Below are 26,598 nucleotides of genomic sequence, written 5' to 3' on the forward strand. Positions count from 1 at the left end.
AAAGGAGAACGAACATGAGTCTGCAAGGTAAGGTCGCGCTGGTCACTGGCGCCAGCCGTGGCATCGGTCAGGCAATCGCACTGGAATTGGGGCGTCAGGGGGCTACCGTTATCGGTACTGCTACTTCGGCATCCGGTGCCGAGCGCATTGCTGCCACGCTGAAAGAGCATGGTGTCAGTGGGACTGGCATGGAACTGAATGTGACCAGCGCCGAGTCCGTCGAGGCTGTGCTGGGCGCTATTGTCGAGCAGTTCGGTGCTCCGGCGATTCTGGTCAACAACGCTGGCATCACGCGCGACAACCTCATGCTGCGCATGAAAGACGACGAGTGGTTCGACGTCATCGATACCAACCTGAACAGCCTCTATCGCCTGTCCAAGGGCGTGCTGCGTGGCATGACCAAGGCGCGCTTCGGTCGCATCATCAACATCGGTTCCGTGGTCGGTGCCATGGGCAATGCCGGGCAGGCCAACTATGCGGCTGCCAAGGCCGGTCTCGAAGGTTTCAGCCGCGCTCTGGCGCGTGAAGTGGGTTCTCGCGGTATTACGGTCAACTCGGTCGCTCCGGGTTTCATCGACACCGATATGACCCGTGAGCTGCCTGAAGCACAGCGTGAAGCGCTGCTGACTCAGATTCCGCTGGGTCGTCTGGGCCAGGCTGAAGAGATTGCCAAAGTTGTCGGATTCCTGGCTTCCGATGGCGCAGGCTACGTCACTGGCGCTACTATTCCGGTGAACGGCGGTATGTACATGAGCTAAAAAGGGCGCCTTCGAATGATCGGAGGCTCTCGAATGTGACGCGAGCCATCAGAAAACTGTCATAGTGGCTGTCTAAAATCCGTTATAAAGCTGCAACAGGTTTATAGACAGATCGTTGAAGTGTTCCTGGGGGCTCCCCGGCATTCAGCTTGAAATGCTAAAAACCCTTTCTATACACTTGGCCGCTACCAGCTGCCTGGATTTGTCCAATAGGAGTGAAAACAAGGTATGAGCACCATCGAAGAACGCGTCAAGAAAATCGTTGCTGAGCAACTTGGCGTCAAGGAAGAGGAAGTAACCAACAGCGCTTCCTTCGTTGAAGACCTGGGTGCCGACTCTCTTGACACCGTTGAGCTGGTGATGGCTCTCGAGGAAGAATTCGAGACCGAGATCCCGGACGAGCAAGCTGAGAAGATCACCACCGTTCAGGAAGCTATCGACTACGTGACTGCCCACGCGCAATAAGTCACCGTCAGCTTTCTGACCGAGAAAAGCCGCACTGCCCTAATCAGGCGTGCGGCTTTTCTTTACGTGCAAGGCGCATGTGGCGCCTGAGTAGAACAAGAGGAGATTGCTGTGTCGCGTAGACGCGTCGTGGTTACCGGTATGGGCATGCTGTCGCCGCTGGGTAACGATGTGCCGAGCAGCTGGCAGGGCATTTTGGCCGGGCGCAGTGGCATCGGTCTGATCGAGCATATGGACCTGTCCGCCTACTCCACCCGTTTTGGCGGATCGCTCAAGGGCTTCAACGTCGAGGAATACCTGTCCGCCAAAGAGGCGCGCAAGCTCGACCTGTTCATCCAGTACGGTCTCGCTGCCTGCTTCCAGGCCGTGCGTGATTCCGGATTGGATATCACCGACGCCAACCGTGAGCGTATCGGCGTGGCCATGGGCTCCGGCATCGGTGGCCTGACCAATATCGAGAACAACTGCAAATCGCTGCACGAGCAGGGACCGCGGCGTATTTCGCCGTTCTTCGTGCCGGGCTCGATCATCAACATGATTTCCGGCTTCCTGTCGATCCACCTGGGTCTGCAGGGGCCGAACTACGCCATCGCCACGGCGTGCACCACCGGCACGCATTGTATCGGTATGGCCGCGCGCAACATTGCCTACGGCGAAGCCGACGTGATGGTTGCCGGCGGTGCCGAGATGGCGGCTTGCGGCCTGGGCATGGGCGGCTTCGGTGCCGCGCGTGCGCTGTCGACGCGCAACGACGAGCCGACCAAGGCCAGCCGTCCGTGGGACAAGGGCCGTGATGGCTTCGTGCTGTCCGATGGTTCCGGCGCCCTGGTGCTGGAAGAGCTGAAGCACGCCAAGGCGCGTGGCGCCACCATCTACGCCGAGCTGATTGGCTTCGGCATGAGCGGCGATGCCTTCCACATGACCTCGCCCCCCGAAGATGGCGCCGGTGCAGCGCGCTGCATGGCTGCCGCCCTGCGTGATGCGGGTATCAATGCCGATCAGGTGCAGTACATCAACGCGCACGGCACCTCGACGCCTGCGGGCGACAAGGCCGAAGTCGCTGCGGTGAAAAGCGTGTTCGGTGAGCACGCCTACAAGCTGTCGGTCAGCTCGACCAAGTCCATGACCGGTCACCTGCTGGGTGCTGCAGGCGCCGTGGAAGCGATCTTCAGCGTGCTGGCGCTGCGCGATCAGGTTGCGCCGCCGACCATCAACCTGGATGAGCCGGACGAAGGCTGCGATCTGGACTTCGTCGCGCATCAGGCCAAAGCCAGGCCGATCGAGATCGCTCTGTCGAACTCCTTCGGCTTTGGCGGCACCAACGGCTCGCTGCTGTTCCGTCGGTTCAACGGCTGATGCTGAGCTGGGTCAACGGCGCGCCCGGCGAGCAGTCGTCGGTTCGCGACCGTGGCCTGGCTTACGGTGATGGTCTGTTCGAGACCATCGCTGTGCGCGGCGGGCACATTCCGCTGCTGGCGCGGCACATGGCGCGCCTGGCCGATGGCTGTCGGCGCCTGTCCATTCCTCTCGATCTGCTTCTCATGGAACACGAGCTGCTGGCGTTCGCCGGGCAGTTGGGCGAGGGTGTGGCCAAACTCATCGTCACCCGTGGCGAGGGCCAGCGTGGCTACGCGCCACCGCAACCCTGTCAGCCGCTGCGCATCCTGCAATCTGCTGCGTTGCCGCAGTACCCTGTAGCGCATGCCGAGCAGGGCGTGCGTCTTTTTCCCTGCGAGACGCGCCTGGCTGAGCAACCACTGCTGGCCGGGCTCAAGCACCTCAATCGCCTGGAGCAGGTGTTGGCGCGCGCCGAATGGCAGGATGCCGAGTGCGCCGAAGGCCTGATGCGCGATAGCAGTGGCCGAGTCATCGAGGGCGTGTACAGCAACCTGTTCCTCGTCGTCGGCGGCGGGCTGGTGACGGCTGATCTGTCGCGCTGTGGCGTGGCTGGCGTGATGCGTGCTGAGATCCTGCAGCAGGCGCAGTTGCTCGGACTGGCCGTCGAGTTACGCGATGTTTCCTTCGACGAACTGCTGGATGCCGATGAAGTCTTTCTCTGCAACAGCCTTTACGGCATCTGGCCTGTTCGGGCGCTGCAAGAGCGACACTGGTCGGTCGGGCCGCTCACCCGTAAACTGCAGGCCATCGTCTGCGACCTACTGAGTAAATAACTGGTGCTACGCAAGATCTTGGTGCTGCTTGAGTGCGGCGTGCTACTGGCTGCGCTGCTAGTCGTGGGTGCCGCCTGGCAGCAGCAGAGAGCGCTGGAACAGCCTCTGCATCTGACTGAGGAAATGCTTCTGGAGGTGCCGTCCGGCGCCACTCCGAGCGGCCTGCTCAATCGCTTGGAGGCGGATGGCGTGATCGACAACGCCTTCTGGCTGCGTCTGTACTGGCGCTTCAATCTGCGTGCTCCGGCCATGCACAGCGGTGAATATCGTCTGCTTCCGCAGCAGACGGCGCGAGACATGCTCGGCCTGTGGCAGCGTGGCGAGGTGGTGCAGTACAGCCTGACTCTGGTCGAGGGCTGGAACTTCCGCCAGGTGCGCGCCGCCCTGGGCCGTCAGGAGCGCCTGGAGCAGCGTCTGGCCGATCTCAGCGATGTCCAACTGATGGAGCGCCTGGGCCTGGCCGGGCAGAACCCCGAGGGGCGTTTCTTTCCTGACACCTATCGCTACGTGCGCGGCATGAGCGACGAGGACCTGCTCAAGCAGGCCAACGCACGCCTCGAAAGCGTATTGGCCGAGGAGTGGCAAAAGCGTGCCGAGGGCTTGCCCTATCGCGAGCCCTATGACGCGCTGATCATGGCCTCGATGATCGAGAAGGAAACCGGCGTGCCCGAGGAGCGCGGCGAGATCGCCGGTGTGTTCGTCCGGCGTCTGCGCATGGGCATGCGTCTGCAGACCGACCCAACGGTTATCTATGGCATGGGCGAGCGCTATAACGGGCGTATCACTCGTGCTGATCTGCGTACACCGACGCCCTACAATACTTACACCATCGACGGCATGCCGCCGACGCCCATCGCCATGGTTGGCCGCGAGGCGATCAACGCCGCGCTCAACCCGCTCGATGGCAGCACGCTGTATTTCGTCGCGCGAGGCGACGGTAGCCACGTGTTCTCCAACACCTTGGCCGAGCACAATCGCGCGGTGCGCGAATATCAGCTCAAGCGTCGCGCCGACTACCGCTCCAGCCCCGCGCCGCGCGCGGCGGCCGAAACTGAATAAGGGCAATCCGTGACCGGTCTGTTTATTACCCTGGAAGGCCCGGAAGGCGCCGGCAAAAGCACTAACCGCGAGTACCTGGCCGAGCGCCTGCGCGAGCGCGGTATCGATGTGCTGCTGACCCGTGAGCCCGGCGGTACACCGCTGGCCGAGCGCATCCGCGAATTGCTGCTGGATCCCAGCGATGAGCCGATGGCGGCCGATACCGAATTGCTGCTGGTGTTCGCCGCCCGCGCCCAGCACCTGCAGCAGGTCATTCGTCCGGCTCTGGCCAAAGGCAGCGTGGTGCTGTGCGACCGTTTCACCGATGCTACTTACGCCTACCAGGGCGGCGGCCGGGGTCTTTCCATCGAGCGCATCGCGCAACTGGAGCAGTTCGTCCAGGGTGAGCTGCGTCCAGATCTGACGCTGATCTTCGATCTGCCGGTAGAGGTTGGTCTGGCACGCGCGGCGGCACGCGGGCGTCTGGATCGCTTCGAGCAGGAAGGCCGTGGCTTCTTCGAGGCTGTACGCCAGGCCTACCTGCAGCGCGCTGCGCAGTCGCCGCAACGCTATCGGGTGCTGGACGCCGGACAGACCCTGGTGCAGGTGCAAGCCGATATCGATGCCTTGCTGCCGAGCCTGCTGGAGGCCTGCCGTGGCTGAGGTCTATCCCTGGCAACAAACGCTCTGGCAGCAACTGGCCGGGCGTACGCAACATGCTCACGCCTATCTGCTACATGGCCCGGCCGGGATCGGCAAGCGTGCATTGGCCGAGCGTCTGATGGCGCGCCTGTTGTGCCAGAGCCCGAACGGGCTGGATGCCTGTGGCAACTGTAAATCCTGTCATCTGTTGGCCGCCGGTACTCACCCGGACAACTACGTGCTGGAGCCGGAAGAGGCGGACAAGCCGATCAAGGTCGATCAGGTGCGTGAGCTGGTCGATTTCGTAGTGCAGACCGCGCAGCTGGGTGGGCGCAAGGTGGTGCTTCTGGAGCCGGCCGAGGCGATGAACCTCAACGCCGCCAACGCGCTACTGAAAAGCTTGGAGGAGCCGTCCGGCAATACCGTGCTGCTGCTTATCAGTCACCAGCCCAGCCGCTTGTTGCCGACCATCAAGAGTCGCTGCGTGCAGCAGGCCTGCCCGCTGCCGAGCGAGGCGATGAGCTTGGCTTGGCTGGCCCAGGCATTGCCCGATCTGGGTGACGATGAGCGCGCCGACCTGCTGACGCTCGCAGCGGGTTCGCCGCTGGCCGCCGTGCGCCTGCAGGCTCAGGGCGTGCGCGAACAGCGTGCCCAGGCCGTGGAGGGGGTGAAAAAACTGCTCAAGCAGCAGATCTCGCCGAGCCAACTGGCCGAAAGCTGGAACTCACTGCCGCTGAATCTGCTGTTCGATTGGTTCTGCGACTGGGCGCAGCTAATGCTGCGCTACCAGCTGACCAAGGACGAGGAAGGTCTCGGCCAGGCCGATATGCGCAAGGTGGTGCAATACCTGGCGGACAAGAGCGCGCAGGCCAAGGTATTGGCGATTCAGGAATGGTTGCTCGCGCAAAGGCAGAAAGTGATGGGCAAAGCCAACCTCAATCGTGTGCTGCTTCTCGAAGCGTTGCTAGTGCAATGGGCGGCACTGCCGGCGCAGGATCGCGGCTGAGTCGCGTCGGAGCAGGATTCGGCAGGGCGTCACATTCTGCTGGCTGCCTGCCACCTGGTTGTTTGCGCATGAGTATGGTCAGGCCCTAGAATCAGGCATTAAGCAATAAACGCCAGGAATGTGCTGATGAGCCTGCCACCCAATCTGGGTCCCCGTAACGGAATTCTGTCCCTGACCATCAAGGACAAGTCCGTGCTGTACGCGGCCTACATGCCCTTCATCAAGAATGGCGGCCTCTTCATTCCCACCAACAAGAGCTACAAGCTCGGTGACGAAGTGTTCATGCTGCTCAACCTGATGGATGAGCCGGAGAAGATTCCGGTTGCCGGCAAGGTGGTGTGGATCACCCCGAAAGGCGCGCAGGGCAACCGTGCTGCCGGTGTCGGCGTTCAGTTCAACGATGGTGATAACACTGCGCGCAACAAGATCGAAACCTACCTCGCTGGCGCGCTGAAGTCCGACCGCCCGACGCACACCATGTAATTCGTCGGCCGCGAGCCAGCTTTCCCTCGCGGTCGATGCCTCTGCCCTCAGAGCGTCCAGCCAAGTGCTGCTTTCGATTACAATTCGGGCTTTCCCTTTGCCCGAGTTTTCCCGCTGTGCTGATCGACTCCCATTGCCATCTTGATCGTCTCGACCTCGCTGCCCATGGCGGCTCGCTGGATGCTGCCCTGGATGCGGCGCGCGCCGTTGGTGTGGGCCACTTCCTGTGCATCGGCGTCAGCGCCGACAACGCCGCCACGGTCAAGGGCCTGGCCGAGCGTTATGACGACGTCGATTGCTCGGTGGGCGTGCATCCACTGGATCTGGAACCGGGCGCCGAACCCGCACTGGACTGGCTGCTGGGTGAGCTGGCGCATCCCAAGGTGGTCGCCATTGGTGAAACCGGCCTGGATTACCACTATGAGCCAGAGTCTGCTGCGCTGCAGCAGGCCTCCTTCCGTCTGCATCTGGAGGCCGCGCGCATTACCGGCAAACCGGTGATCGTGCATACCCGCGAGGCTCGAGCCGATACCCTTACGCTGCTGCGCGAAGCGGCATTGCCGCAGGCCGGTGTGCTGCACTGCTTCACCGAAGACTGGGAGATGGCCAAGGCTGCACTGGATATCGGCTTCTATATCTCACTGTCCGGTATCGTCACCTTCCGCAATGCCGAGGCGTTGCGCGAAGTGGCGCGCCAGGTGCCGGTCGACCGCCTGCTGGTGGAAACCGACTCGCCTTATCTCGCGCCCGTGCCGCATCGCGGCAAGCCCAACCTGCCGCAATACGTGCGTGAAGTGGCCGAGTACCTGGCGGTGCTGCGAGGCGTGAGCTACGAGGCGCTGGCTGAGCAGACCTCGAGCAACTTCAAGCGTCTGTTCCCGCTGGCTGGTGTGGCCTGACGCACAACGGACCGTAGGGTGCGCCGTGCGCACCAAGCGGTGTAAGACGTTGAATCGATGGCGGGTTACGCCGCACCCAGATCAGCGAAGCAGTCAGCGACCGTGGCAGGCGGCTAACCCACCCTACGGGAACGGCGATCCGCTGAGCAAAAAAAACCCGGACTCTGGGGGATGAATCCGGGTCAAGACCATTAGGAGTAAATCAAGGTACGCGGTCCACGGTACCTTGGCTGGCGGGGCACTTGGGGGGAGATGCCGCACACCAGTAAGTTCCAGTATTAGCCATGATCAGCGAGCGTCCAGGCCAAAGCCTGAGTTTTTTAAACGGATTTGGAATACCACGGGCGCTGCTGAGTCCTCACCCTTTTGCCAGCTGGGTTAGCAGGCCCAAGGTCTCTTCGATAACCTGCTCGCTGGTGTAGAAATGCGGCGACAGGCGCACGCCTGGTCCTCGTTGTACACAGATCACCTGTTCCCCGCGCAAGCGCTGATACAGCGCCGGATTGTCCCAGCCCGCCAGGCTGAAACTGAGAATACCGGCACGACGCGCAGGGTCGAGCGGGCTATGGATCACTGCACCAGGCAATTCGCGAATACCATCGTTCAGGCGCTGAACCCGCTCTCCCACCAGCGCGCCGACCCGCTCCATGCCCACTTCCTCGAGCAACGACAGGCTCGCCTCCAGGGCGAAGGCGCCGAGCATGTTCGGGCTGCCGCATTCGAAGCGCCGTGCGCTGCGGGCCGGTTGCCAGTCCTGGCGGGTGTAGTCGCCGGCATGTTCGAGCATGTGCCAGCCATACTCGTGCAGTTTCAGCTGATCGCGTATCGCACTGCGGCAATAGAACACCCCCAGGCCTTCCGGGCCGAGCATCCATTTGTGGCCGTCGGCCATGGCGAAGTCGCAGTCGTAGGCTTGGACGTCGAAGGGCAGGGCGCCCAGTTGCTGGATGGCATCAATGCAGAACAGCACGCCATGCTGGCGGCAGCCGCGGCCTAAGCGCGGCAGATCGAGACGCAGGCCGCTGGCGAACTGCACGGCGCTGATCGACAACAGGCGTGTACGCGGGGTGAAGGCGGCGAGCAGGGCCGCTTCCGGATCATCACCCTTGAGATTGACTTCGACTACCTCGACGCCCTGGGCCGCCAGTGCCAGCCAGACGATGCGGTTGGAAGGGAATTCCTCGTCGCTGATGATCACCTGGTCGCCGGCTCGCCAGTCCAGGCCGAAGGCCACGAAGGAGAGTGCCTCGGAGGTATTCTTGACCAGTGCAATATCACCAGTGCTTGGTGCGTTCATCAGGCGCACAAGGCGTTCGCGTAGGCTACGCTCAAGTTTCAACCAGTCGGGATAGTCACGCGCACCGCTGCTCACGTTCGCTTCCGAGAACCGTCGAACCGCTTCAGCACTGCGTTTCGGCCAGGGAGCGACCGCCGCATGATTCAGATAGCGCAGTCCATTTTCCAGGGGGAACTCATCATGAAACACGTACATGGTCGGATGATCCGTGCAATTTGGCCGCATTTGGGCATAATAAGCGGCTTCGATTTTTGACCCCGTAGTCCCTTTATGCAGAAAGAACCCCGTAAGGTCCGCGAATTCCGTCGCCGCGAGCAAGAAATTCTCGATACCGCGCTGAAACTCTTCCTCGAACAAGGAGAAGACAGCGTTACCGTCGAGATGATCGCTGATGCGGTCGGTATCGGCAAAGGCACTATCTACAAGCACTTCAAGTCCAAGGCGGAGATCTACCTGCGCCTGATGCTCGACTACGAGCGCGATCTCAACGAGCTGCTGCATTCGGCTGATGTGGATCGTGACAAGGAAGCGCTGTCGCGTGCGTACTTCGAATTCCGCATGCGCGATCCGCAACGCTATCGCCTGTTCGACCGCCTCGAAGAGAAGGTGGTCAAGGGCAATCAAGTGCCGGAAATGGTCGAGCAGTTGCACAAGATCCGTGCTTCCAACTTCGAGCGTCTGACCCAGCTGATCAAGGGCCGCATCGCCGAAGGCAAGCTGGAAGACGTGCCGCCATACTTCCACTACTGCGCCGCCTGGGCCCTGGTGCATGGCGCCGTGGCGCTGTACCACTCGCCGTTCTGGAGCAATGTGCTCGAGGATCAGGAAGGCTTCTTCCAGTTCCTCATGGATATCGGCGTGCGCATGGGTAACAAGCGCAAGCGCGACGCCTGACGCCTGGCATGTCGGCCGCGGGACTGTGCCGCGGCCGACATAGCGATATACTCCGGCTCTTAACGAACTGGAGTTCCCAATGATCGTCGACCGCCAGGGCAGACGCTTTCGCAATCTTCGCGTCAGCCTGACCGCCGCCTGCAACTACGCCTGCACCTACTGTGTGCCGAACGGCAAGCGTCTGGTCGCCGCTCAGGACGAACTCTCCGCTGACGCAATGGCGCGTGGCGTCGCTTACCTGATCGAAGCCGCCGGCATCGAACGCCTGCGCATCACCGGTGGTGAGCCCCTGGTCAGCACGCGCCTGGAACCCTTCCTGCGCCAGGTCAGCCAGCTCGGTCTCGACGACATCAGCCTGACCACCAATGGCCAGTTGCTCGAGCGCAAGCTGCCGCTGCTGGTGGAGTGCGGTATCCGCCGCCTGAATGTTTCCCTCGATACCCTCGACGCTGGTGCTTTTCGCAGCATCGCCCGCGGCGGCGACCTGGCTACCGTGCTGGCCGGCATGGAAGTGGCGCGCGAAGCCGGGATGAAGATCAAGGTCAACATGGTGCCGTTGCGCGGGCAGAACCTCGACCAGGTGCTGCCACTGCTTGAGTACTGCCTGGAGCGTGGTTTCGAGCTGCGCTTCATCGAACTGATGCGCATGGGCCATCTGGCGCGCGACCCCAATGCCTTCAACCAGCAATTCGTTGGTCTGCCCGAGCTGCTCGAGCTGATCGGCAGCCGTCACCAGTACGTTCAGGCCAGCGCTCCGGTGGATGCCACGGCGATGCGTTATGCCATTCCCGGCGCCGGTCATTTCGGCGTGATCGCCAACGAAAGCGTGCCGTTCTGCCGTACCTGCTCGCGCCTGCGCCTGTCCTCCACCGGCTGGCTGCATGGCTGCCTGTCGTCGAGCAACCGCCACTTCGTCGGTGACTTGTTGGACAAGCCGCGTCACCAGGCCTTGCCAGCGTTGCAGCGATTGCTGGTCAAGGCGCTGGGGGACAAGCAGGATCTGGCCTTCTCCGGTGGTGTGACGGTGATGAAGATCATCGGCGGCTAGTGGGCTGATCACGGTAGGGTGCGCCATGCGCACCGCCGGCAGTGCTGCAGGGTGAGCTTTAGCCCACGATCCAGTCTCGAGCCCCGTCCCACGTGAGTTAAACGCAACCTGAGCGGCATGCAACGGTTGCAGGTCGAGGCCCAGAGTGGCTCGGCAGTCACTCCAGGCCCGGATAAACTGCCGGGGCGCCAACCAACCGAGTGACTGCCTGCATGCCCGCCACCTTTCCCATCGCTTACATCGAGCCAGTGTTTCGCCCGCCGAGTGAGGCGCAGTCGCTGATTCTGCCGGTCACCAACGGCTGCTCCTGGAACCAGTGCACCTTCTGCGAGATGTACACCGCGCCGCAGAAGAAATTCCGCGCCCGCGATGAGGCGCAGGTGCTGGAGGAGATTCGCCGCGCTGGTGAGCAACTGATCGTCAACCGGGTGTTCCTCGCCGATGGTGACGCGCTGGTGCTGCCGACTCGGCGTTTGCTGGCCATCCTGCAAGCCATCCGCGAATACATGCCCGAGGTGCGTCGGGTTTCGAGCTATTGCCTGCCGCGCAACCTGCGCAAGAAATCGGTGGATGAGCTCAAGGAACTGGCCGATGCTGGATTGAAGATGGCTTATGTCGGCTGCGAATCCGGTGATGACGAGGTGCTGGCGCGGGTCAACAAGGGCGAGACTTTCGAGTCCAGCCTTAGCGCTCTGGACAAGCTTGGCCAGGCCGGCATCACCCGCTCCGTGATGATTCTCAACGGGCTCGGTGGTCAGGTACTCAGCGATCAACATGCCGACAACTCGGCGCGCCTGATGAACGAGGCCCAACCTGAGTACCTCTCCACTCTGGTGGTCAGTTTCCCCATGGGTGAGGCTCGCTTTCGCGAGCAATTCGCCGATTACCAGCCGCTGACGCAACTGCAGCTATTCGGTGAGGTTGAGCGCCTGCTGCAGGGGCTCGAACTGCAGCAGACGGTGTTTCGCAGTGATCATGCGTCCAACTACCTGGTGCTCAAGGGCAACCTGGGGCGTGACAAGGCACGTCTGCTGGCGCAGGTGCGTGAGGCTATCGAGCGTCCGCAACAGGCCAATCTGCGTCAGGAGTGGCAGCGCGGGCTTTGACGAGGCTGGCGCAGAACCTGCATCTATCCCTCATCCGCCGGTTTTCCGTCACCGGCACGAGGAGGATGGATTCATGCGTAACCTGCTTCTACTGGTGGCGCTGCTGGGCCTGACCGGGTGCATGAAGGTCAGTGATCTGGCCAGTGGCGCCGAGTACCACCTGCGCGATGCCGGGTTTCTCGATCACGGTCGCACCGAGCGCATGGCCTCGCGGCGCCTGCAGCAGGACTCCTTCATCTACATCGCCCAGGGCCATTTCGTGCCGCCGGGCCACGGCTATCCGCGGCCAAACGTAGTGGCCGAGGAGGCCTTCAAGGGCTTCGTCGAATACTTCCCGCTGGTGCGCCGCGCACGTGAGCCGGCAGGCCTGGACGAAGCCATGGCCGAAGCCCGTGCCGCCGGCGCGCATTATCTGCTGTACAGCCGTTTTGCCTACAGCGACGACCGTATCGGCACCCTGGAGGAGTGGGAGGACCAGGAGGCTGTGGATCGCCTTGGTACCGACCGCGCCTCGATCCAGCTGATGCTGATCGAGACCAACACGCGTTATCTGGTGGACACCGCGCGGATTCGCAGCCGTGGCGGATTCCTGACGTTTTACGACGCCCAGCCGCAGGACCTGATCGGCCCGCCGCTGCATGACTATGCGCGTAGCCTGTTGGGTGTGGGGCGCTAAGAATAGGGGCAATCGGCGCGCTGCTCTTGTGGGAGGGGCTTTAGCCGCGACAGGTGGCACGGTGTATCCTCGTCCGTTCGAATCGAACTGGACGAGGAAAGACCATGAGCGATCCAGGCAAGGCGGGGGATCTGCTGGCGCAGATCCCTAAGGGTGAAGGCAAGGGCCTACCTCCCGTGCACCTGTGGAATCCGGATTTCTGTGGCGATATCGACATGCGAATCGCCCGCGATGGCACCTGGTATTACCTGGGCACGCCCATCGGCCGTAAACCCATGGTGCGGCTGTTTTCCACGATCATTCGCCGTGACGGCGACGACTACTTCCTGATCACGCCGGTGGAGAAGGTCGGCATCCAGGTCGAGGATGCGCCCTTCGTCGCCGTGACCCTGCAGGTCGAAGGCGAGGGGGAAGCGCAGGTGCTGCGTTTCACCACCAACGTCGAGGACGAAGTGGTCGCAGGCGGCGAGCATCCTATCCGTGTCGAGATCGACCCTGCGACACTCGAACCCTCGCCCTACATTCTGGTGCGGCGTAACCTCGAGGCGCTGATTCACCGCAACGTGTTCTATCAGCTGGTGGAACTGGCGGTGGAGCGCGAGGTCGACGGAGAACCCTGGTTGGGTGTGTGGAGCGCTGGGGTGTTCTATCCCATCGGGCCTTCTCCGGCCTGAACGGGCGATGCGCAAGCGGCGCTGGCGCCCCCCATGGATTTGACAGGAGATGCATATGGATGAGCACCGCATCGAAACCGAACGACTGACGCTGCGCCCACCGCAGCTGCAGGATGCCGACGAGGTGCAGCGCCTGGCCGGTGATTTTCGTATTGCCGATGTCACCAGCAGCATTCCCCATCCCTATCCGGCCGAGCTGGCGCAGCAGTGGATCGAACGCTGCGTGCAGGATTGGGCGCGCGGTGTGGCGGCTAACTTCATCATCACCGAGTCTGGCAGCGGCACGCTGGTCGGCAGTATGGCGCTCAAGGATATTGGCCGAGGCGAGGCCGAGGTGGGCTACTGGATCGGCGTGCCTTACTGGAGCCGTGGCTATGCCAGTGAGGCCTGCAATGCGCTGGTGGAGTTCGCCTTCCGCCAGCTTCGTCTGCGCCGGCTGCACGCCAGCCACCTGGCGCGTAATCCGCAATCCGGCCGGGTGTTGTTCAAGGCCGGTTTCCGTCACTTGGGCCTGGGGCATAGCCAGTGCGGCGCCCAGGGTAAGGTCGAGCCGGTCGAGCTCTACGAGCGGGTTTCCGGCGAGTGACCTGAACGGCCCTCAACGCACCCGATCGCGACTCTGCACCGCCAGGTCCAGCGCCTTCTGCATATCCAGCCGCGCCGAACGGCCCACGTCCTTGTCGCTCATCTTGTAATTGCGCTCCGATGGCAGGATCGGCGCGGTCAGGTCTTCGGCGTCCATCGGTTCGAAGTCGTAATCGCCGCCGATGGTCATGGCGCTGCGCCGTAGCAGCATGCGTACATGTTCCGGCTGCAGGCGCGGATTGATCGACAGCATGGCGGCGACCACGCCAGTGACCAGGGGCGTGGCGTAGGAGGTGCCACAATGCACATCGCCGGTTGCATCGACCTCTTGGGTGGAAGCGCGGGCACAGGCGGCAGCGGTGATATCGACGCGCATGTCGACGTTCGATGAGTCGCGTTTGACCACGTAGGTCGGGTCGTCGATTTCGGCCTCCTTTTCCTTGCTGCGCTGATGCCCGCCGACCACCAGCAACTGCTCGGTAATGAACGAGGAGGGCAGGCGGTACTCGTCCCGGCCGGAGAAGGACGAACCGTTGCCGGCGGAGTTGATCACCAGCACGTCCGGGTGTTCCTCGCGCAGCCAGAGGAAGAACTCCTCCAGCAATTCTTCGTAGCCGCTCATGGCGATGCCGGAGCGCACCAGCGAATCGATCTCGTCGCCTTCGACATTGCGCGTGCCGACGCGGTGGATGCCCCAGCTCCAGTTGAGTACGCGCACGCCGTCTTCCACCAGGTTCACCGAGGCGGCGATGTTGGCAGTGATGCCAGCGTCCGAGTTGCGTTCGACGATGACTTCGAAGCCCTGGCTTGCTTTGTCCAGCCCGCGCAGGAATCCGGTGTTGCCGCCCTTGTCCCAGTGCGCGGCGAGGATACCGGCCACGGTGCTGCCATGGTTGTCCGGCTCGTCGGCATCACGCGCATAGACGCAGGTGCGCGGTTTGCCATCGGGGCAGGCGCCGAGGTAGTCGGCGAAGTCGGGTGCGTCGAAATCGACATTGCGCTCGATCACGCCGACGCGAATCGGCTCGGCTTCTATAGGCGTGTCGCCCGCCGGGATGCGCCGCTGGTAATAGTTGACCGCATCCATGAAGCGGTTCGCGGCCCATTCCTCGGAGTTCTTTTCCGGTTTATGTGCCGACTTGCGGGCGGCCTCGCTTTCTTCGCCACGCTCCGGTGCGCTTTCTTCCACCACCACAGCATCGACGCTGACTTCGTTGCCGATACGCAGCACCAGCGCATCACGCTCGGTGAGGTTCTTTACCGGCAGGCGCAGTTGGTAGAGGTTCAGCGGTGGGATGGCGCCGACCACCTTGGCGTCGTACTTCTTCGCCAGGCGCTTGGCCTCGTCGAGGCCGTCGTGGCTTTCCTCGATCAGCAGGCTGACCAGGTCGACATAGGTGGTCAGGCCATCCATGTTCTTCGCCACTTCATCCGGGCCGGCAGCCAACACATGGCTGCGGTGCAGCGACAGCCACACCGGATTGCTGGCGCGCGAGTCGTCCTCCAGCCACAGCGGTGCGCTGCGATGTTTGTCGCTGCTCAGTTGCAGACGCAGGCCATCGCCAGTGCGCTTGACCGCCGAAGCAGGCAGGGTGTCGTCGCCGAGATGCAGCTTGGGCAGCTTCGCGCCAAGGCCACGCACCTGCATGCACCATTCCTGCTTTTCACTGGCGAGCAGGTCGCCGCAGCGTTGCAGGCTCTGGATGCGCAACGGCTCCTGCGCCTCGGTAAGAGGGCTGAGCAGGGCCACGACGAAAGCGGAAAGGAGGGCGCGGTTGGGCAGCATGGGGCAGGGTTTCCTTGACGATTGTCCTGCATTTCCGACTGCCTTCGCCGCGCTTCGTTCAGGTTGGGACGTGAAGTGGTTGGTTTGCTCAAGCCACTGGAATTGCCGGGTCAGCGGCTGCCAGGGCGATGGCGCGATCAGCGACCGGCGGGTAGATCCACAGGCTGTTGATCTGCTGCTTCAGCGTCTTGGCTTCACTGCCGATCAGTTTCACCTGGCGATCCCAGCCTTCGCTGTACACCGCACCCCAGGCGCCGAGATCGAGGCAGGTCACGTACTTGGGCTGGCGGTAGGGCGTCGTCGCTACCCCGATCAATTCGGCTGCTGCGTTGTTGCCCGCGTGGCGACCCAAGGCGATGGCGTGCTGGCAGGACATCACGCTGAAGTTGCCAACATCGTCCGTTGCGGCGCGGGCGGTATCGCCTGCTGCGAAGATCGCCGGCTGACCCTGGACCTTGAGCTGCCTGTCGACCTGCAGTCGGCCCTGATGATCGCGTGGAGCACTGATCTGCTCGGTCAGTGCGCTGGCGCGGAAACCCACGGTCCAGATCACGGTATTGGAGGCGATACGCTGGCCGTCATCCAGGGTCACGCCGTCGGCATCGACCTCCACCACCATGCGCCCCAGGCACCATTCGATTCCCAGTTCCCGCGATGCCTCGCTGATCGCTGGACGAATGCCGTCGCCCAGCACGGCGGCAATCTCTTCGCCACGGTCGACCACTACCACGCGAATGGCGGCGTCATCACCGAGCAGGGCGCGCAAGCGTGCCGGCATTTCCGTCGCGGTCTCGATGCCGGTAAAGCCGCCGCCGGCGACCACCACGGTATTGCGTGCGGTGCTGTGCGGACGTTCTGCCAGGCTCGCCAGGTGCTGCTCCAGTCGCACCGCCTGCTCGATTTCATCGACATCGAACAAATGCGCTTCCATGCCTTCCAGCGCTGGGCGCATCAGGCGGCTACCCGAGGCCAGCACCAAGCGGTCGTAGCTCAGGTTTCCCACCTTGCCGGCGGCGTCGCGGTAGCTGACCTGCTGACGCGGTGAATCGATGCTATCGGCCGTGCCCTGTACGAATTCCACCCCAACGGCTGCCAGCAGCTCTGTCAGTGGCGCTTTCATGCTGTGCACATTCGGCTCGTAGAAGCGCGGTCGAATGCGCAACTCCGGCTGAGGGGCAAGCAAGGTCACGCCGATATCCGTTCGTCCGTGTTGATCGAGCAGGCGCATGGCACTGAGGGCGCTCCATACCCCGGCAAAACCACCACCGACAATCAGAATGCGTTGTTTCATCTGGTACTCCTGGCTTTGGCACGTTTCGTTTGACGGAGCCATGCTAGGAGAGGAGCATTTCGGCAGATACGACATATACCCCCGAAATCATGCCAACTCGTCCGCGTACCGTTCTATTCCTCGCCTACCCGCAAGTCGGCCTGCTCGATCTTACCGGCGCGCAGACGGTGTTCTGGGCGGCCACCAAGGCCATGCACGAACGCGGTTTGCCGGGTTACGAGCGCCTCACTGCCAGCCTTGCGGGCGGTTTGGTGGGCACTGCCGAAGGTCTGGTGGTGGATACCCAGCCGCTGGCAGAAGTAAAGCTGGCGCAGGTCGATACGCTGATCGTGCCTGGTGCGCCGGAAATCGAGCGCGCGGTGGCCGAATCGACCGAGCTGATCGCCTGGATCGCCAGCAACGCACGCCGAGTGCGGCGCACGGCCTCCGTATGCAGCGGTACCTTTTTGTTGGCTCACGCGGGGCTGCTCGAGGGCAAGCGGGCGGCGACGCATTGGGCGATGTGCGACATGCTCAAGACGCGTTTCCCGGCCATCGAAGTGGACAGCAACGCCATCTTCGTCGAGCAGGGCGCAGTGTGGACCTCTGCGGGTGTCAGTGCCGGTATCGACCTCGCCCTGGCACTGGTCGAAGCCGACTGCGGGCGAGAGGTGGCCATGCAGGTGGCGCGTGAGCTGGTGGTCTTTCTCAAGCGTCCTGGCGGGCAGGCGCAGTTCAGCGAATTGTTGCAGGCGCAGGCCAAGGACACCTCGACCTTCGATGAGCTGCACCGCTGGCTTGGCGACCATCTGAACAGCCCGGAGCTGAATATCGAGGCCATGGCCGAGCGTTGCCACATGAGCCCGCGGCATTTCTCTCGCCTGTACAAACAGAAGACCGGACGCACGCCGGCCAAGGCCGTGGAAATTTTCCGCCTTGAAGCGGCGCGCAGGTTGCTGGAGGACTCCACCCGTAATATCGATGTGGTCGCCCGGCAATGCGGCTTCGGTGACGAGGAACGAATGCGCGCGACATTCCAGCGACACCTGGCGATTTCACCACGGGATTACCGAAGACGTTTCTCGCGCTGACGGTTCTGCGCCGCACTCGGATGACATCGGCTTAGCAGTATTTGTTATGATATTACGTTTCCTGTTGGCCCCATTCGAAGTCCTCTATGTCCTCCAATCGTCTGCTCTCGATCGACGCCCTGCGCGGTCTAGTCATCCTCTTCATGTTGCTCGATCACGTTCGCGAAACCTTCTACCTGCACCTGCAGGTCGGCGACCCGATGGACGTGACCGCCACCGATCCTGCGCTGTTCTTCAGCCGTACCCTGGCGCATCTGTGCGCGCCGGTATTCATCCTGCTCACCGGGCTTTCGGCGTTTTTATATGGCGAGAAGCAGATGAGCCGGGCGGCGACCAGCGCCTTCCTATTCAAGCGCGGGTTGTTCCTCGTCGTGCTGGAGTTCACCCTGGTCAATTTTGCCTGGACCTTCCAGTTCCCGCCCACGGTGATCTACCTGCAGGTGATCTGGGCTATCGGCCTGAGCATGCTGGCGCTCGCTGCGCTGCTATGGCTGCCGCGCACGCTGTTGGGCGTGCTGGGCTTGGCGCTGGTGGCCGGGCACAACCTGCTCGATGGGCTGCACTTTGGCCCTGAGTCGGCGCTGCACATTCCCTGGGCGATCCTGCATGACCGCGGCTGGCTCGAGTTTTCCGACACGCTGCGCCTGCGCACGTCGTACCCGGTGCTGCCGTGGATCGGGGTGATCGCCCTGGGTTATGTGATCGGCCCGTGGTTCCGCTGGAACAGTGCGCCCGAGCAGCGTCTGCAATGGTTGCGTCGCGCCGGTTTCGCTGCGCTGGCGCTGTTCGTACTGCTGCGCCTGCTCAACGGCTATGGCGAGAAACCCTGGGCCGTGGAAGAAACCGCGCTGCAAACGCTGATGGGCCTGTTCAACATCACCAAATACCCGCCGTCGCTGCTGTTCCTGGCGCTGACGCTGGGTATCGGTCTGCTGTTGCTGGCGGCCTTCGAGCGCCGCAACGACGGGCGCCTGGTGCGTACCCTGGCGGTATTCGGTAGTGCGCCGATGTTCTTCTACCTGTTGCACCTGTATGTGCTGAAGTTGCTCTATATCACCGCCCTGGCTATCTGGGGCGCGAACCAGGGGCACTACTTCGGCTTCGATTCGATGGGTTGGATCTGGGCGGCGACCGTGCTGCTGGCGCTGGTGCTGTTTCCACCCACGCAGTGGTTCGCGCGGCTCAAGGCGCGGCGTCGCGACATTCGCTGGCTGAAGTACCTCTAGGAATCTCTGTCGCAGGGTGCGCCGCGCGCACCGGGTGGCACCTCGGAAATTCCGGTACGCATGGCGCACCCTACGTTCGCTGGCCGGCATCGGCATGACGCTGCGCGCTGCAGACCGTGCTGTAGGAGCCCGCTTGTGGGCGATGGTTGACGCGACTCAAGGCGCAGCGTGTTGACGTGCTTCCGAGAGCGGCTGTCGTAGGGTGCGCTTTGCGCACCGGGGCAAGCCGCAACCACACCGGCGCCGATACTCATCCCCTTGAACGCAAAAAGGCCAGGGTTTGTCCCTGGCCTTTTCATTGGTGGTATGCGACCTGTGCAACGGTTGTTGTTGAGCTGGTCTGGCGGTGCGCGCGGCGCACCCTACAGTCCAGGTTGAAGAGTGTCTTCGCCTGGCTAAGGCTTACAGCTTCATGTTCACCGAAAGATAGGCCGAGCGACCTGGGGCAGGGGAGAACATCGGTTGTTCGTCGCCAGCGGCCCAGAAGAAGTTGTCGAACCATACGTACTCGTAGTCGCGGTCGGTCAGGTTCTTCATCTGCAGATCGAGGCTGGTGGTAGCCGATAGCTGATAGCGCACGTTGGCATCGAGCACCGCGAAGCCCCCGTACTTGCCTTGCTCGTTCAGCTCGTCGATGTAGTAGTCGCCCTGTGCGCGAGCCGATAGGCCGAAGCGCCAGGCATCGTTGAACTGGTAGTCGACCCCAGCATTGCTGATATAGCGCGGCGTGGAGAACACTTCCTTGCCTGACAGCGACTGCCCACCAGCGGTGAACGCGCTGACCACCTTGGCTTCCTGAATAGCGTGCGAGCCCCACACCGTCCACTGCTCGTTCAGCTGTGCGGTGAGTTGCATGTCAATGCCACGACGCTTGGTTTCACCCAGGCCGACAGTGGTGCCGGTGCTGGGCATGTTGGCGACTTCGTCGGTGGCTTCCTGTTGCCACACGGCGATGCGCGCTTCCGAGCCGGCGAACGGCTTGAACTTCACCCCCACTTCCTTGCCGGTGTTGATCGACGGTTTGTACGAGGCCTGGCCGGCGGTCATGTAGGCCGGTGCGGTGGAACCGGTAAGGATCTGGAAGGTGCGCCCCCAGTTGGCGTAGACGTTGATGTCCGGGGTGATGCTGTACACCACGCTGAGCTTGGGCTGTTCGATCCAGCCGTAGTCCTGCAGCTCGGCCTTCTCGCCGTTCATCAGCTCGGTATTACCGGAGAACTTGTCGACGCGGTACGCCGGAATGATCTTCAACTGCTCGATGGGCTGGATGATCGCCTGGGCATAGGCGCCGGTGTTGTACAGCGTGTAGCTGTCGTCGTTTTGCGTGCGGGCCGGCGGCGCGTCGAAATCGGTGGGGATGCCGAAGTTGTAGCGATAGCGGCGGTATTCGTTGTTCTGCTGCTCATAGTTGATGCCGCCGTCGAGAGTCAGCATCTCGTGGGCGCGCCAGGTCAGGTTGCTCAACACGCCGGTCTGGCGCTCTTCCCACTGGCGGCGCTGACGCGGGGCGTTGCCGACCGGGTAGCTGGTGAAAGTCACGGTGCGGTCATCGTCGTAGCTGTTGTAGTACAGCTTGTTGCTCAGGCTCAGATCGTCGCTGAGCTGGAAATCGGCATGCGCGCTGAGGTGCTTCATGTCACGGTCGTCGCCATCGTTGGCGTTCTTCTCCGGCGACTGCGAGCGGCTCGCGGCCAGCTCCTGCGCGGTGAGAAAACCCGGCTCCTCGGCCTGGTGATGGTAGAGGCGAGCGACTATGCCGAGCTTCATGGTCTGCGCGTCATCGGTGACGAACCATTTGCCGCCCAGGGAATATTTGTTGGAGTTGCTGTTGTCGCGGAAACCGTCGGAATCCTGCTTGGCCAGAAAGTAGTTCTGCGCGAAGTTGCCTTCTTCGTGGCCTACGGCCAACTGGAATTCGCGGGTATTGAAGCTGCCGTAGGTCAGGCGGCCGTCGGTGTAGTTGCCGCCCTGGCGGGTCACGAAATTGATGTTGCCGCCGATGTTGTGCAGGCCGTAGCGCGGGTCATTGGTGCCGCGCACCACCTCGATGTATTCCAGATCCAGCGGGAAAACCATGTCGATGAAACGCTGGTTGCCGCTGTTGACGTTGCTCGGCACGCCATCGATCAGCGTCTTGATGCCATTGATGTAGCCCTCGCCGTTAAAGGCACGGAAGGTCACCTTGCCGGACTCGGCGCCCATGCGCGTCTCGGTCAGCTGGATGCCGGGCATCTGGCCCACCAGCTCCCAGCTGTTCATCACGTTCTTATCCTCGATCTTGTCGCTGCTCATGATGTCGACCGAGGACAGAATGCTGTCGGTGCGCAGCGTGCCGCTGGCCTCCGGGGTGACGTAGACCGAGCCGAGCGAAACGGTGGAGTTGCCGGATGAGGCAGCTTGAATCTGAGGCGTGACCAGGGCGGTCATGACGGCGAGGGAGGCCGAAGTGGCTTTCATGGGTATTCCTAGCGTTGCGTTTTCTAAGTGAGGGAGGGGTGTGCGTTGGCCTGCTGGAGTGGCTGGCGACGTCCAGACAGCAGCGCGGGATGTATCGGTAAATGATCCATTTAAAAGATGTTATATCATAACAATTTTAAGGCGCACGGCTACTCTGAAAACCTGCAACCAGAGCCAGTGCAGGCCCAGGCCAGAGTGATCGGCGGCTGAGTACCCGGCGCAAAGGCTGATGAATAGTGGCGTTAGATGCACGAACGATTAGACGCCAGCGCGCTAATGGCGTATCAATATCAAGCGCCTTCCGCGTTTCTATCCAAGCAGAATCACTATGCAGCCCCTGTGTTCGGTCAACGCGCCCACCAGCGCCAATGATGAGCGGCTCGATGGTTTTGTGCGCCTGCTTAGCCGGTATTTCGAGTCGGCCGCCGCGCTGGTCTCCGGCGTCGGGTCTGCGCGTCATATCTGGGCCAGCCCTGGCCTGAGCGACGCACGTCTGGCGAAGCTCATTGACACTCGCGAAACCTCACCCACTACCCTGGTCTGGCCCTTGCAGATGCAAGAGGGCGTCAGGCTCGGCACGCTGTACCTGCATTTCGACCCGCCCCGCATGCTCGACGCCAAGCAGCACGAAGCCCTGCAGGACTTCGCCGCACTGGCCCTCGACCTGCTGGCGCGCGAAGCGCAAGAGGCCCGCCAGCGCCATGAAGTTGCCGCCCTGCACGCCAGCGAACGGCGCATGGCACTGGCCATCGCCGGTAGCGGTACAGGCATCTGGGACCGCGACATCACCACCGGCGACATCCATTACTCCAGCAGTTGGAAGGCGCTGCTCGGCTATGCCGATCACGAAATCGGCAATCGCATCGAAGAGAGCTATACCCGCGTGCACCCGGCTGACCTCGACTATGTGCGCACGACCATTCAGGCGCATCTGGATCAGCGCACCGAAGCCTATGAAGTCGAGCACCGCCTGCGTTGCCGCGACGGCCAGTACAAGTGGGTGTGCAGCCGCGGCAAGGTGGTCGAGCGCGACATGCACGGCAAACCGCTGCGCATGATTGGCACCACCACCGACATCACCGCCATGCGTGGCCTGTCCGAGCAGGTACAGCAGACCGCGGCCCTGATGACCGACCTGACCAATGAAATCCCCGGCATGGTCTTCCAGTTCCGCCGGCAGGCCGACGGCACATCCGCCTTCACCTACGTCAGTGCCGGCGCGCAAGCCATCTGCGGTCTCAGTGCGATACAACTGATGCAGGATGCCGACGCGCTGACGACCATCGTCCACCCCGACGACCGCATGGCCTTTATCGACTCTCTGCAGCTATCGGCCGAGGAACTGACGGACTGGTATCTGGAGTTTCGCGTGCAGGTACCGGGGCGTGAAATCGCCTGGTGCCAGGGCGAAGCCTGCCCGCGCCGTGAAGAAGATGGCAGCGTGATCTGGCATGGTTTCATGACCGACGTCACCGAACGCAAGCAGATCGAAGCCGAGCTGCAAGCCTTCGCCACCACCGACTTTCTTACCCAGCTCGCCAACCGCCGGCACTTCATGCGTCAGCTTGAAGCCGAACTGGCGCGCCTGCAGCGCAGCCCCGAGCAGAGCGCGGCGATCCTGATGTTCGACCTGGACTACTTCAAGACCATCAACGACCGCTGGGGCCACAACGTCGGCGACCAGGCCCTGCGCCACTTCGCGGCGATTCTCTGCACCCAGCTGCGTAAGACCGACACCGCCGGGCGCCTGGGCGGCGAAGAGTTCGCTGTGGTGCTCAGCGAAGCGGATCTGCACCAGGCCATGCACTTCGCCACCCGCATCCAGAACGAACTGGCCAAGGCGCCGATCATGCACGCCGGGGAGCCAATCTTCCTCGCCGTCAGCGTCGGCATCTCTTCGCTCAACGCCAGCGATGCCAGCGTCGAGGCCGCCCTGTCACGCAGCGATATCGCCCTGTACTGCGCCAAGCGCGGTGGGCGCAATCGCATCGAGCATCACTGACGGGAGGCTGGCTCAGGCCGCCAGCAACGCCTGGCTGATAGCCTCGTTGAACGCAGGAATATCGTCGGGATTGCGTGAGGTGATCAGCGTCCAGTTCTGCCCTGGGCAAACCTGCACCTCGGCGTCTATCCAGCTCGCACCGGCATTGGCCAGATCCAGGCGCACGCTGGCATACGACGTCAGCACCTTGCCTGGCACCACGCCAGCATCGATCAGCAGCCAGGGGCCATGGCAGATCGCCGCGACCGTCTTGCCTGCATCACGAAACTCCTGCACCAGGCGCTGCGCGTCCTCATCCTGGCGCAGGTTGTCGGCGTTCACCGTACCGCCGGGGATCACCAGCAGATCGTAATCCGCCGCGCCCACTCCCTTGATCTGGGTGTCGGACTGCACGCTGACGTCCTTCTTGCTGTCCTGCAGCCAGGTTTCGGCCTCGCCGCCCTTGACGCTGGCGTGGGTGACGCTGGCGCCCTGATCTTTCAGCGCCTGCATCGGCTTGAGCAACTCGTCGCGCTCGATGCCCGTGTTGGCGGTGATGAACAGCACCTTCTTGCCTTGCAGATTCGAACTCATGATCGATACCTCCGCTGATGCGCCGCACGGCGCAGTGAGTGGTCGCGTTGGTGAACGCGACATGTATCAGGATTGAAAGGTGTAAGAGGCAGAAGTTCGACTTGATTGGCTGGCGATGGCTGCCATCAGGCTCGTTTGCGGCGGGTCACAGATTCGCCGAGGGCAACTGCAACCAGATCGAAAACACGCCCAGCACGCTCCAGAAAACGATGAACAGCCAGGGCGAGCGCAGGAAGAACAGCAGCGACTTGTAAGTGCTCTCCCGGCTGGCCTCCTTCTCGCTGAATAGTGGGGAGTCGTCATAGGCATGGCCGAACTCGGGATCGCTGCTCAGCAACTGCTCCTGCTTGTAGTGCCAGTGCTCGATGATCGTCGCGGAGGCCCTGATCCCCGGCCAGGCGTGCAGTGAACTGATAATGCCCAGCAGCGTGAACAGCGCCGGAACCACCAGGGTGAATAGCGCCCCCCAGTTTTCGTTCAGGTTGGCCATGGACGATGCATAGGCGATCACCAGAAACGACTGCGCCGTCAGATAGGAATTGGTGCGCCCGGCCAGCAGGCTGGTTTCGTACTGAATTTCCCGCCGATAGAAATCGAGCCGCTCCTTCGGCGTGCCGAAAATCATCAACTCCGCCTGCTGCTCGCTCTGCAGATCGTGTAATTCGGAGGTAATGATTCGGGCGCGTTTCATGGGCTGTGCTCGACTGTCAGTTGGGCCTGCCCGGCAGACGAGCAGCCACGTGGGGGCTGACGAGTTAGACTGCAGGCCCTCCAGTCATTCACTGTTTTTATCGGGCCGGCATGCCACGCGCGGCGCGTGACAGCCCAGCCGCCGCCATGGCGTACGCCACCTCAGAGCTGAACTGCCGCGCAGCGATATCGCTCTGTACTGCGCCAAGCGCGGCGGGCGCAATCGCATCGAGCATCATTGACGCGGGCAAGCTCAATAAACGTCAGAGACGCGCGTCACAGCCAACGCTCGCCGCGTAAAAGCGGCGGGCAGTTGCGCTGGACGCATAGCGCCATGCTGACTAACGTGGTTGCCCCATTCGAACCACCACAGGAAATCGTCATATGGACGTGCAATGCAATTCCCTTGAAGAGGTGCGCGAGCGCATCGACCAGATCGACCGCGCCATGGTCGACCTCATCGCTCAACGCGGCGCTTTCGTCGCTCAGGCGGCGCGCTTCAAGAAAGACAGTGCAGACGTTCGCGCCCCTGCGCGCGTCGAGCAAGTCATCGCCAAGGTGCGCGCACTGGCCGATGAGCGTGGCGCCTCGGCAGCGGTCGTGGAGCAGGTTTACCGCGCGATGATCGCCGCATTCATCGAGGAAGAACTGCGTACCCATGCCGCCTTGAACGCAGATGCCTGAACAGCGCCAGCGCGGACGCTGAGCCTAACGCTGGCTCAGCGTCGCCACCGATACGCCGGAGGCCACGAAGGTCATCCCGGCGCCCAGGTTCAACCCCTTCACCACCCGTGGCCGCGCCTGCAGATAGCGCGACAGCGAGGTGGCGAACACACCCATCAGCGCGAAGCCCACAGCCGTAAGCACCGCGAACCACAGGCCGTAAACCAGCATCTGCGTGCTCACCGAGCCGCGCTGCGGATCGACGAACTGCGGGATGAACGCCAGCACGAAAAAGCCCGGCTTGGGGTTGAGTGCGGCAGACAGAAAACCGGTGAGAAAGATGCTCGGCAGCGACTGGCGGGTGACGGAGCGAAAGCTGATCAGGTTGCGCGTGCGCAGCACCTTGATACCCAGCCAGAGCAGATACCCGGCGCCGATGCACTTGATCAGCCAGAAAGCCAACTCCGAGGTCTGCATCAGCAACGTCAGCCCCAGCGACGCCGCCAACACGTGAAACAGAATCCCGGTGCCCGACGCCATACCTGAAACGATGGCGGCCAGGCGCCCCTGGCCGAGCCCGCGCGCCACCGCCAGCAGATTGTCCGGGCCGGGAGCCAGCACCAGCAAAATGCAGGCGCCCGTATAAGCCAGCCAGGTATCGATAGGGAACATGCACACCTCCATGCCGAAATGAATGAGGGCTCCGCCCCCAGGGACGGCCGACACTAACGCAGCGTAATTGGCCGGGGCAAACCGTCGCGGCTGGAAATGCGACACAGCTGCCGAACGGCAAATACAGAGGGATGCCACTCGCTGCATATGAACGAAAGGCCTCTCTCTATAGCACGTGACGACTCAAATACAGGCCGCCAGCCTACAGCCGTAACTCCGAGCGCCTGGCCTGATACTCATCGCCAAGCGGCGAACACAGGCGCTGATGGACGCGGCTGAGCCCCCCCAGCTCTCGGCTATGGCGCTACCGCGCTTTGAATACTCGGTTCTCACGCCCTGTCACGGGATTGACCGTGTAGCTTGGGGAGGTGAGGACAAGTTTGTTAGGGGCTGCAATCGGCCGATTCTGTTGAAAAACTAAGTTCT

General features: G+C 62.5%; 26 protein-coding genes. 19 read left to right on the forward strand and 7 right to left on the reverse strand.

The features are described 5' to 3' along the window. Positions 1-14 precede the first annotated feature (14 nt). From fabG to CXP40_RS18205, 9 genes are all read left to right on the forward strand, one after another. Positions 15-758: a 3-oxoacyl-ACP reductase FabG gene (gene fabG, locus CXP40_RS18165; RefSeq protein ID WP_099526412.1), complete on the forward strand. Its 744-nt coding sequence runs from the start codon at positions 15-17 to the stop codon at positions 756-758. 228 nt (positions 759-986) lie between these two features. Beyond that, the gene (gene acpP, locus CXP40_RS18170) at positions 987-1,223 is read left to right on the forward strand and encodes an acyl carrier protein (RefSeq protein WP_003245177.1); all 237 of its coding nucleotides are present in this window, start codon (positions 987-989) and stop codon (positions 1,221-1,223) included. A gap of 111 nt (positions 1,224-1,334) precedes the next feature. Beyond that, on the forward strand, positions 1,335-2,579 hold the full coding sequence (fabF, locus tag CXP40_RS18175) for a beta-ketoacyl-ACP synthase II (RefSeq protein WP_106734897.1): 1,245 nt from the start codon (positions 1,335-1,337) through the stop codon (positions 2,577-2,579). Then, on the forward strand, positions 2,579-3,394 hold the full coding sequence (pabC, locus tag CXP40_RS18180; RefSeq protein WP_106734898.1) for an aminodeoxychorismate lyase: 816 nt from the start codon (positions 2,579-2,581) through the stop codon (positions 3,392-3,394). Before fabF ends, pabC begins: the two co-directional genes overlap by 1 nt. A gap of 3 nt (positions 3,395-3,397) precedes the next feature. Further along, complete coding sequence (mltG, locus tag CXP40_RS18185) at positions 3,398-4,453, forward strand: endolytic transglycosylase MltG (protein ID WP_106734899.1); 1,056 nt, start codon at positions 3,398-3,400, stop codon at positions 4,451-4,453. Between the two features lie 9 nt (positions 4,454-4,462). After that, positions 4,463-5,095: a dTMP kinase gene (gene tmk / locus CXP40_RS18190; RefSeq protein WP_106734900.1), complete on the forward strand. Its 633-nt coding sequence runs from the start codon at positions 4,463-4,465 to the stop codon at positions 5,093-5,095. Next, a complete protein-coding gene (locus tag CXP40_RS18195; protein ID WP_106734901.1) occupies positions 5,088-6,080 on the forward strand; it encodes a DNA polymerase III subunit delta' in 993 nt (330 codons plus the stop codon). The genes tmk and CXP40_RS18195 overlap by 8 nt, the downstream gene beginning before the upstream one ends. Positions 6,081-6,206: 126 nt before the next feature. Further along, complete coding sequence (locus CXP40_RS18200) at positions 6,207-6,563, forward strand: PilZ domain-containing protein (RefSeq protein ID WP_003245164.1); 357 nt, start codon at positions 6,207-6,209, stop codon at positions 6,561-6,563. Positions 6,564-6,679: 116 nt separating this feature from the next. Then, positions 6,680-7,462: a TatD family hydrolase gene (locus CXP40_RS18205; RefSeq protein ID WP_106734902.1), complete on the forward strand. Its 783-nt coding sequence runs from the start codon at positions 6,680-6,682 to the stop codon at positions 7,460-7,462. A 358-nt stretch (positions 7,463-7,820) separates the two neighbouring features. Here the strand turns inward: CXP40_RS18205 and CXP40_RS18210 are convergent, their stop codons facing one another. Next, positions 7,821-8,954: an aminotransferase class V-fold PLP-dependent enzyme gene (locus tag CXP40_RS18210; protein WP_106734903.1), complete on the reverse strand. Its 1,134-nt coding sequence runs from the start codon at positions 8,952-8,954 to the stop codon at positions 7,821-7,823. Positions 8,955-9,029: 75 nt separating this feature from the next. Here CXP40_RS18210 and CXP40_RS18215 point away from each other — a divergent pair, with 75 nt between their 5' ends. From CXP40_RS18215 to CXP40_RS18240, 6 genes are all read left to right on the forward strand, one after another. Next, positions 9,030-9,653, forward strand: coding sequence for a TetR/AcrR family transcriptional regulator (locus tag CXP40_RS18215; RefSeq protein ID WP_003461933.1), 624 nt, complete (start codon positions 9,030-9,032; stop codon positions 9,651-9,653). A 79-nt stretch (positions 9,654-9,732) separates the two neighbouring features. Further along, positions 9,733-10,701: a GTP 3',8-cyclase MoaA gene (locus CXP40_RS18220; protein ID WP_106734904.1), complete on the forward strand. Its 969-nt coding sequence runs from the start codon at positions 9,733-9,735 to the stop codon at positions 10,699-10,701. 212 nt (positions 10,702-10,913) lie between these two features. After that, the gene (locus tag CXP40_RS18225) at positions 10,914-11,807 is read left to right on the forward strand and encodes a radical SAM protein (protein ID WP_106734905.1); all 894 of its coding nucleotides are present in this window, start codon (positions 10,914-10,916) and stop codon (positions 11,805-11,807) included. A gap of 73 nt (positions 11,808-11,880) precedes the next feature. After that, the gene (locus tag CXP40_RS18230) at positions 11,881-12,483 is read left to right on the forward strand and encodes a DUF4823 domain-containing protein (protein ID WP_099526403.1); all 603 of its coding nucleotides are present in this window, start codon (positions 11,881-11,883) and stop codon (positions 12,481-12,483) included. 104 nt (positions 12,484-12,587) lie between these two features. After that, positions 12,588-13,157: a DUF1285 domain-containing protein gene (locus tag CXP40_RS18235; protein WP_099526402.1), complete on the forward strand. Its 570-nt coding sequence runs from the start codon at positions 12,588-12,590 to the stop codon at positions 13,155-13,157. 55 nt (positions 13,158-13,212) lie between these two features. Beyond that, complete coding sequence (locus CXP40_RS18240; protein WP_106734906.1) at positions 13,213-13,743, forward strand: GNAT family N-acetyltransferase; 531 nt, start codon at positions 13,213-13,215, stop codon at positions 13,741-13,743. A gap of 12 nt (positions 13,744-13,755) precedes the next feature. Here the strand turns inward: CXP40_RS18240 and CXP40_RS18245 are convergent, their stop codons facing one another. Beyond that, positions 13,756-15,528 carry a S8/S53 family peptidase gene (locus CXP40_RS18245; RefSeq protein WP_106734907.1) on the reverse strand — a complete coding sequence of 591 codons (1,773 nt, stop codon included), beginning with the start codon at positions 15,526-15,528 and terminating at the stop codon, positions 13,756-13,758. 88 nt (positions 15,529-15,616) lie between these two features. Further along, entirely contained in the window at positions 15,617-16,819 is a 1,203-nt protein-coding gene (locus CXP40_RS18250) for an NAD(P)/FAD-dependent oxidoreductase (RefSeq protein ID WP_106734908.1), read from the reverse strand. Positions 16,820-16,908: 89 nt separating this feature from the next. On the opposite strand from CXP40_RS18250, the gene CXP40_RS18255 reads away from it, so the two are divergent. After that, the gene (locus tag CXP40_RS18255; RefSeq protein ID WP_106734909.1) at positions 16,909-17,889 is read left to right on the forward strand and encodes a GlxA family transcriptional regulator; all 981 of its coding nucleotides are present in this window, start codon (positions 16,909-16,911) and stop codon (positions 17,887-17,889) included. An 86-nt stretch (positions 17,890-17,975) separates the two neighbouring features. Beyond that, positions 17,976-19,115 carry a DUF1624 domain-containing protein gene (locus CXP40_RS18260; protein ID WP_106734910.1) on the forward strand — a complete coding sequence of 380 codons (1,140 nt, stop codon included), beginning with the start codon at positions 17,976-17,978 and terminating at the stop codon, positions 19,113-19,115. A gap of 402 nt (positions 19,116-19,517) precedes the next feature. Here CXP40_RS18260 and CXP40_RS18265 read toward each other — a convergent pair whose 3' ends face one another. Next, positions 19,518-21,572: a TonB-dependent receptor gene (locus CXP40_RS18265; protein ID WP_106734911.1), complete on the reverse strand. Its 2,055-nt coding sequence runs from the start codon at positions 21,570-21,572 to the stop codon at positions 19,518-19,520. A gap of 328 nt (positions 21,573-21,900) precedes the next feature. Between CXP40_RS18265 and CXP40_RS18270 the strand changes: the two genes are divergently transcribed. Next, positions 21,901-23,574: a sensor domain-containing diguanylate cyclase gene (locus CXP40_RS18270; RefSeq protein WP_106734912.1), complete on the forward strand. Its 1,674-nt coding sequence runs from the start codon at positions 21,901-21,903 to the stop codon at positions 23,572-23,574. Positions 23,575-23,586: 12 nt separating this feature from the next. Here CXP40_RS18270 and CXP40_RS18275 read toward each other — a convergent pair whose 3' ends face one another. Beyond that, entirely contained in the window at positions 23,587-24,147 is a 561-nt protein-coding gene (locus tag CXP40_RS18275) for a type 1 glutamine amidotransferase domain-containing protein (RefSeq protein ID WP_106734913.1), read from the reverse strand. A gap of 145 nt (positions 24,148-24,292) precedes the next feature. Further along, positions 24,293-24,772 carry a hypothetical protein gene (locus CXP40_RS18280; RefSeq protein WP_371916970.1) on the reverse strand — a complete coding sequence of 160 codons (480 nt, stop codon included), beginning with the start codon at positions 24,770-24,772 and terminating at the stop codon, positions 24,293-24,295. 449 nt (positions 24,773-25,221) lie between these two features. On the opposite strand from CXP40_RS18280, the gene CXP40_RS18285 reads away from it, so the two are divergent. Next, the gene (locus CXP40_RS18285; RefSeq protein WP_106734915.1) at positions 25,222-25,521 is read left to right on the forward strand and encodes a chorismate mutase; all 300 of its coding nucleotides are present in this window, start codon (positions 25,222-25,224) and stop codon (positions 25,519-25,521) included. A gap of 24 nt (positions 25,522-25,545) precedes the next feature. On the opposite strand, the gene CXP40_RS18290 is transcribed toward CXP40_RS18285, so the two are convergent. Next, the gene (locus CXP40_RS18290; RefSeq protein WP_074675198.1) at positions 25,546-26,172 is read right to left on the reverse strand and encodes a LysE family translocator; all 627 of its coding nucleotides are present in this window, start codon (positions 26,170-26,172) and stop codon (positions 25,546-25,548) included. Positions 26,173-26,598: the final 426 nt, after the last annotated feature.

It is taken from the genome of Pseudomonas sp. YY-1, assembly GCF_002843095.1.
GTDB classification, from domain to species: domain Bacteria; phylum Pseudomonadota; class Gammaproteobacteria; order Pseudomonadales; family Pseudomonadaceae; genus Aquipseudomonas; species Aquipseudomonas sediminis_A.

What these genes read in the sequence shown, in the direction of transcription:
- fabG (WP_099526412.1), top strand. Translation starts at nt 15, where the DNA reads ATGAGTCTGCAAGGTAAGGTCGCGCTGGTCACTGGCGCCAGCCGTGGC.
- acpP (WP_003245177.1), top strand. Translation starts at nt 987, where the DNA reads ATGAGCACCATCGAAGAACGCGTCAAGAAAATCGTTGCTGAGCAACTT.
- pabC (WP_106734898.1), top strand. Translation starts at nt 2,579, where the DNA reads ATGCTGAGCTGGGTCAACGGCGCGCCCGGCGAGCAGTCGTCGGTTCGC.
- CXP40_RS18200 (WP_003245164.1), top strand. Translation starts at nt 6,207, where the DNA reads ATGAGCCTGCCACCCAATCTGGGTCCCCGTAACGGAATTCTGTCCCTG.
- CXP40_RS18210 (WP_106734903.1), bottom strand. Translation starts at nt 8,954, where the DNA reads ATGTACGTGTTTCATGATGAGTTCCCCCTGGAAAATGGACTGCGCTAT.
- CXP40_RS18215 (WP_003461933.1), top strand. Translation starts at nt 9,030, where the DNA reads ATGCAGAAAGAACCCCGTAAGGTCCGCGAATTCCGTCGCCGCGAGCAA.
- CXP40_RS18220 (WP_106734904.1), top strand. Translation starts at nt 9,733, where the DNA reads ATGATCGTCGACCGCCAGGGCAGACGCTTTCGCAATCTTCGCGTCAGC.
- CXP40_RS18225 (WP_106734905.1), top strand. Translation starts at nt 10,914, where the DNA reads ATGCCCGCCACCTTTCCCATCGCTTACATCGAGCCAGTGTTTCGCCCG.
- CXP40_RS18230 (WP_099526403.1), top strand. Translation starts at nt 11,881, where the DNA reads ATGCGTAACCTGCTTCTACTGGTGGCGCTGCTGGGCCTGACCGGGTGC.
- CXP40_RS18235 (WP_099526402.1), top strand. Translation starts at nt 12,588, where the DNA reads ATGAGCGATCCAGGCAAGGCGGGGGATCTGCTGGCGCAGATCCCTAAG.
- CXP40_RS18240 (WP_106734906.1), top strand. Translation starts at nt 13,213, where the DNA reads ATGGATGAGCACCGCATCGAAACCGAACGACTGACGCTGCGCCCACCG.
- CXP40_RS18245 (WP_106734907.1), bottom strand. Translation starts at nt 15,528, where the DNA reads ATGCTGCCCAACCGCGCCCTCCTTTCCGCTTTCGTCGTGGCCCTGCTC.
- CXP40_RS18250 (WP_106734908.1), bottom strand. Translation starts at nt 16,819, where the DNA reads ATGAAACAACGCATTCTGATTGTCGGTGGTGGTTTTGCCGGGGTATGG.
- CXP40_RS18255 (WP_106734909.1), top strand. Translation starts at nt 16,909, where the DNA reads ATGCCAACTCGTCCGCGTACCGTTCTATTCCTCGCCTACCCGCAAGTC.
- CXP40_RS18260 (WP_106734910.1), top strand. Translation starts at nt 17,976, where the DNA reads ATGTCCTCCAATCGTCTGCTCTCGATCGACGCCCTGCGCGGTCTAGTC.
- CXP40_RS18265 (WP_106734911.1), bottom strand. Translation starts at nt 21,572, where the DNA reads ATGAAAGCCACTTCGGCCTCCCTCGCCGTCATGACCGCCCTGGTCACG.
- CXP40_RS18270 (WP_106734912.1), top strand. Translation starts at nt 21,901, where the DNA reads ATGCAGCCCCTGTGTTCGGTCAACGCGCCCACCAGCGCCAATGATGAG.
- CXP40_RS18275 (WP_106734913.1), bottom strand. Translation starts at nt 24,147, where the DNA reads ATGAGTTCGAATCTGCAAGGCAAGAAGGTGCTGTTCATCACCGCCAAC.
- CXP40_RS18280 (WP_371916970.1), bottom strand. Translation starts at nt 24,772, where the DNA reads ATGATTTTCGGCACGCCGAAGGAGCGGCTCGATTTCTATCGGCGGGAA.
- CXP40_RS18285 (WP_106734915.1), top strand. Translation starts at nt 25,222, where the DNA reads ATGGACGTGCAATGCAATTCCCTTGAAGAGGTGCGCGAGCGCATCGAC.
- CXP40_RS18290 (WP_074675198.1), bottom strand. Translation starts at nt 26,172, where the DNA reads ATGTTCCCTATCGATACCTGGCTGGCTTATACGGGCGCCTGCATTTTG.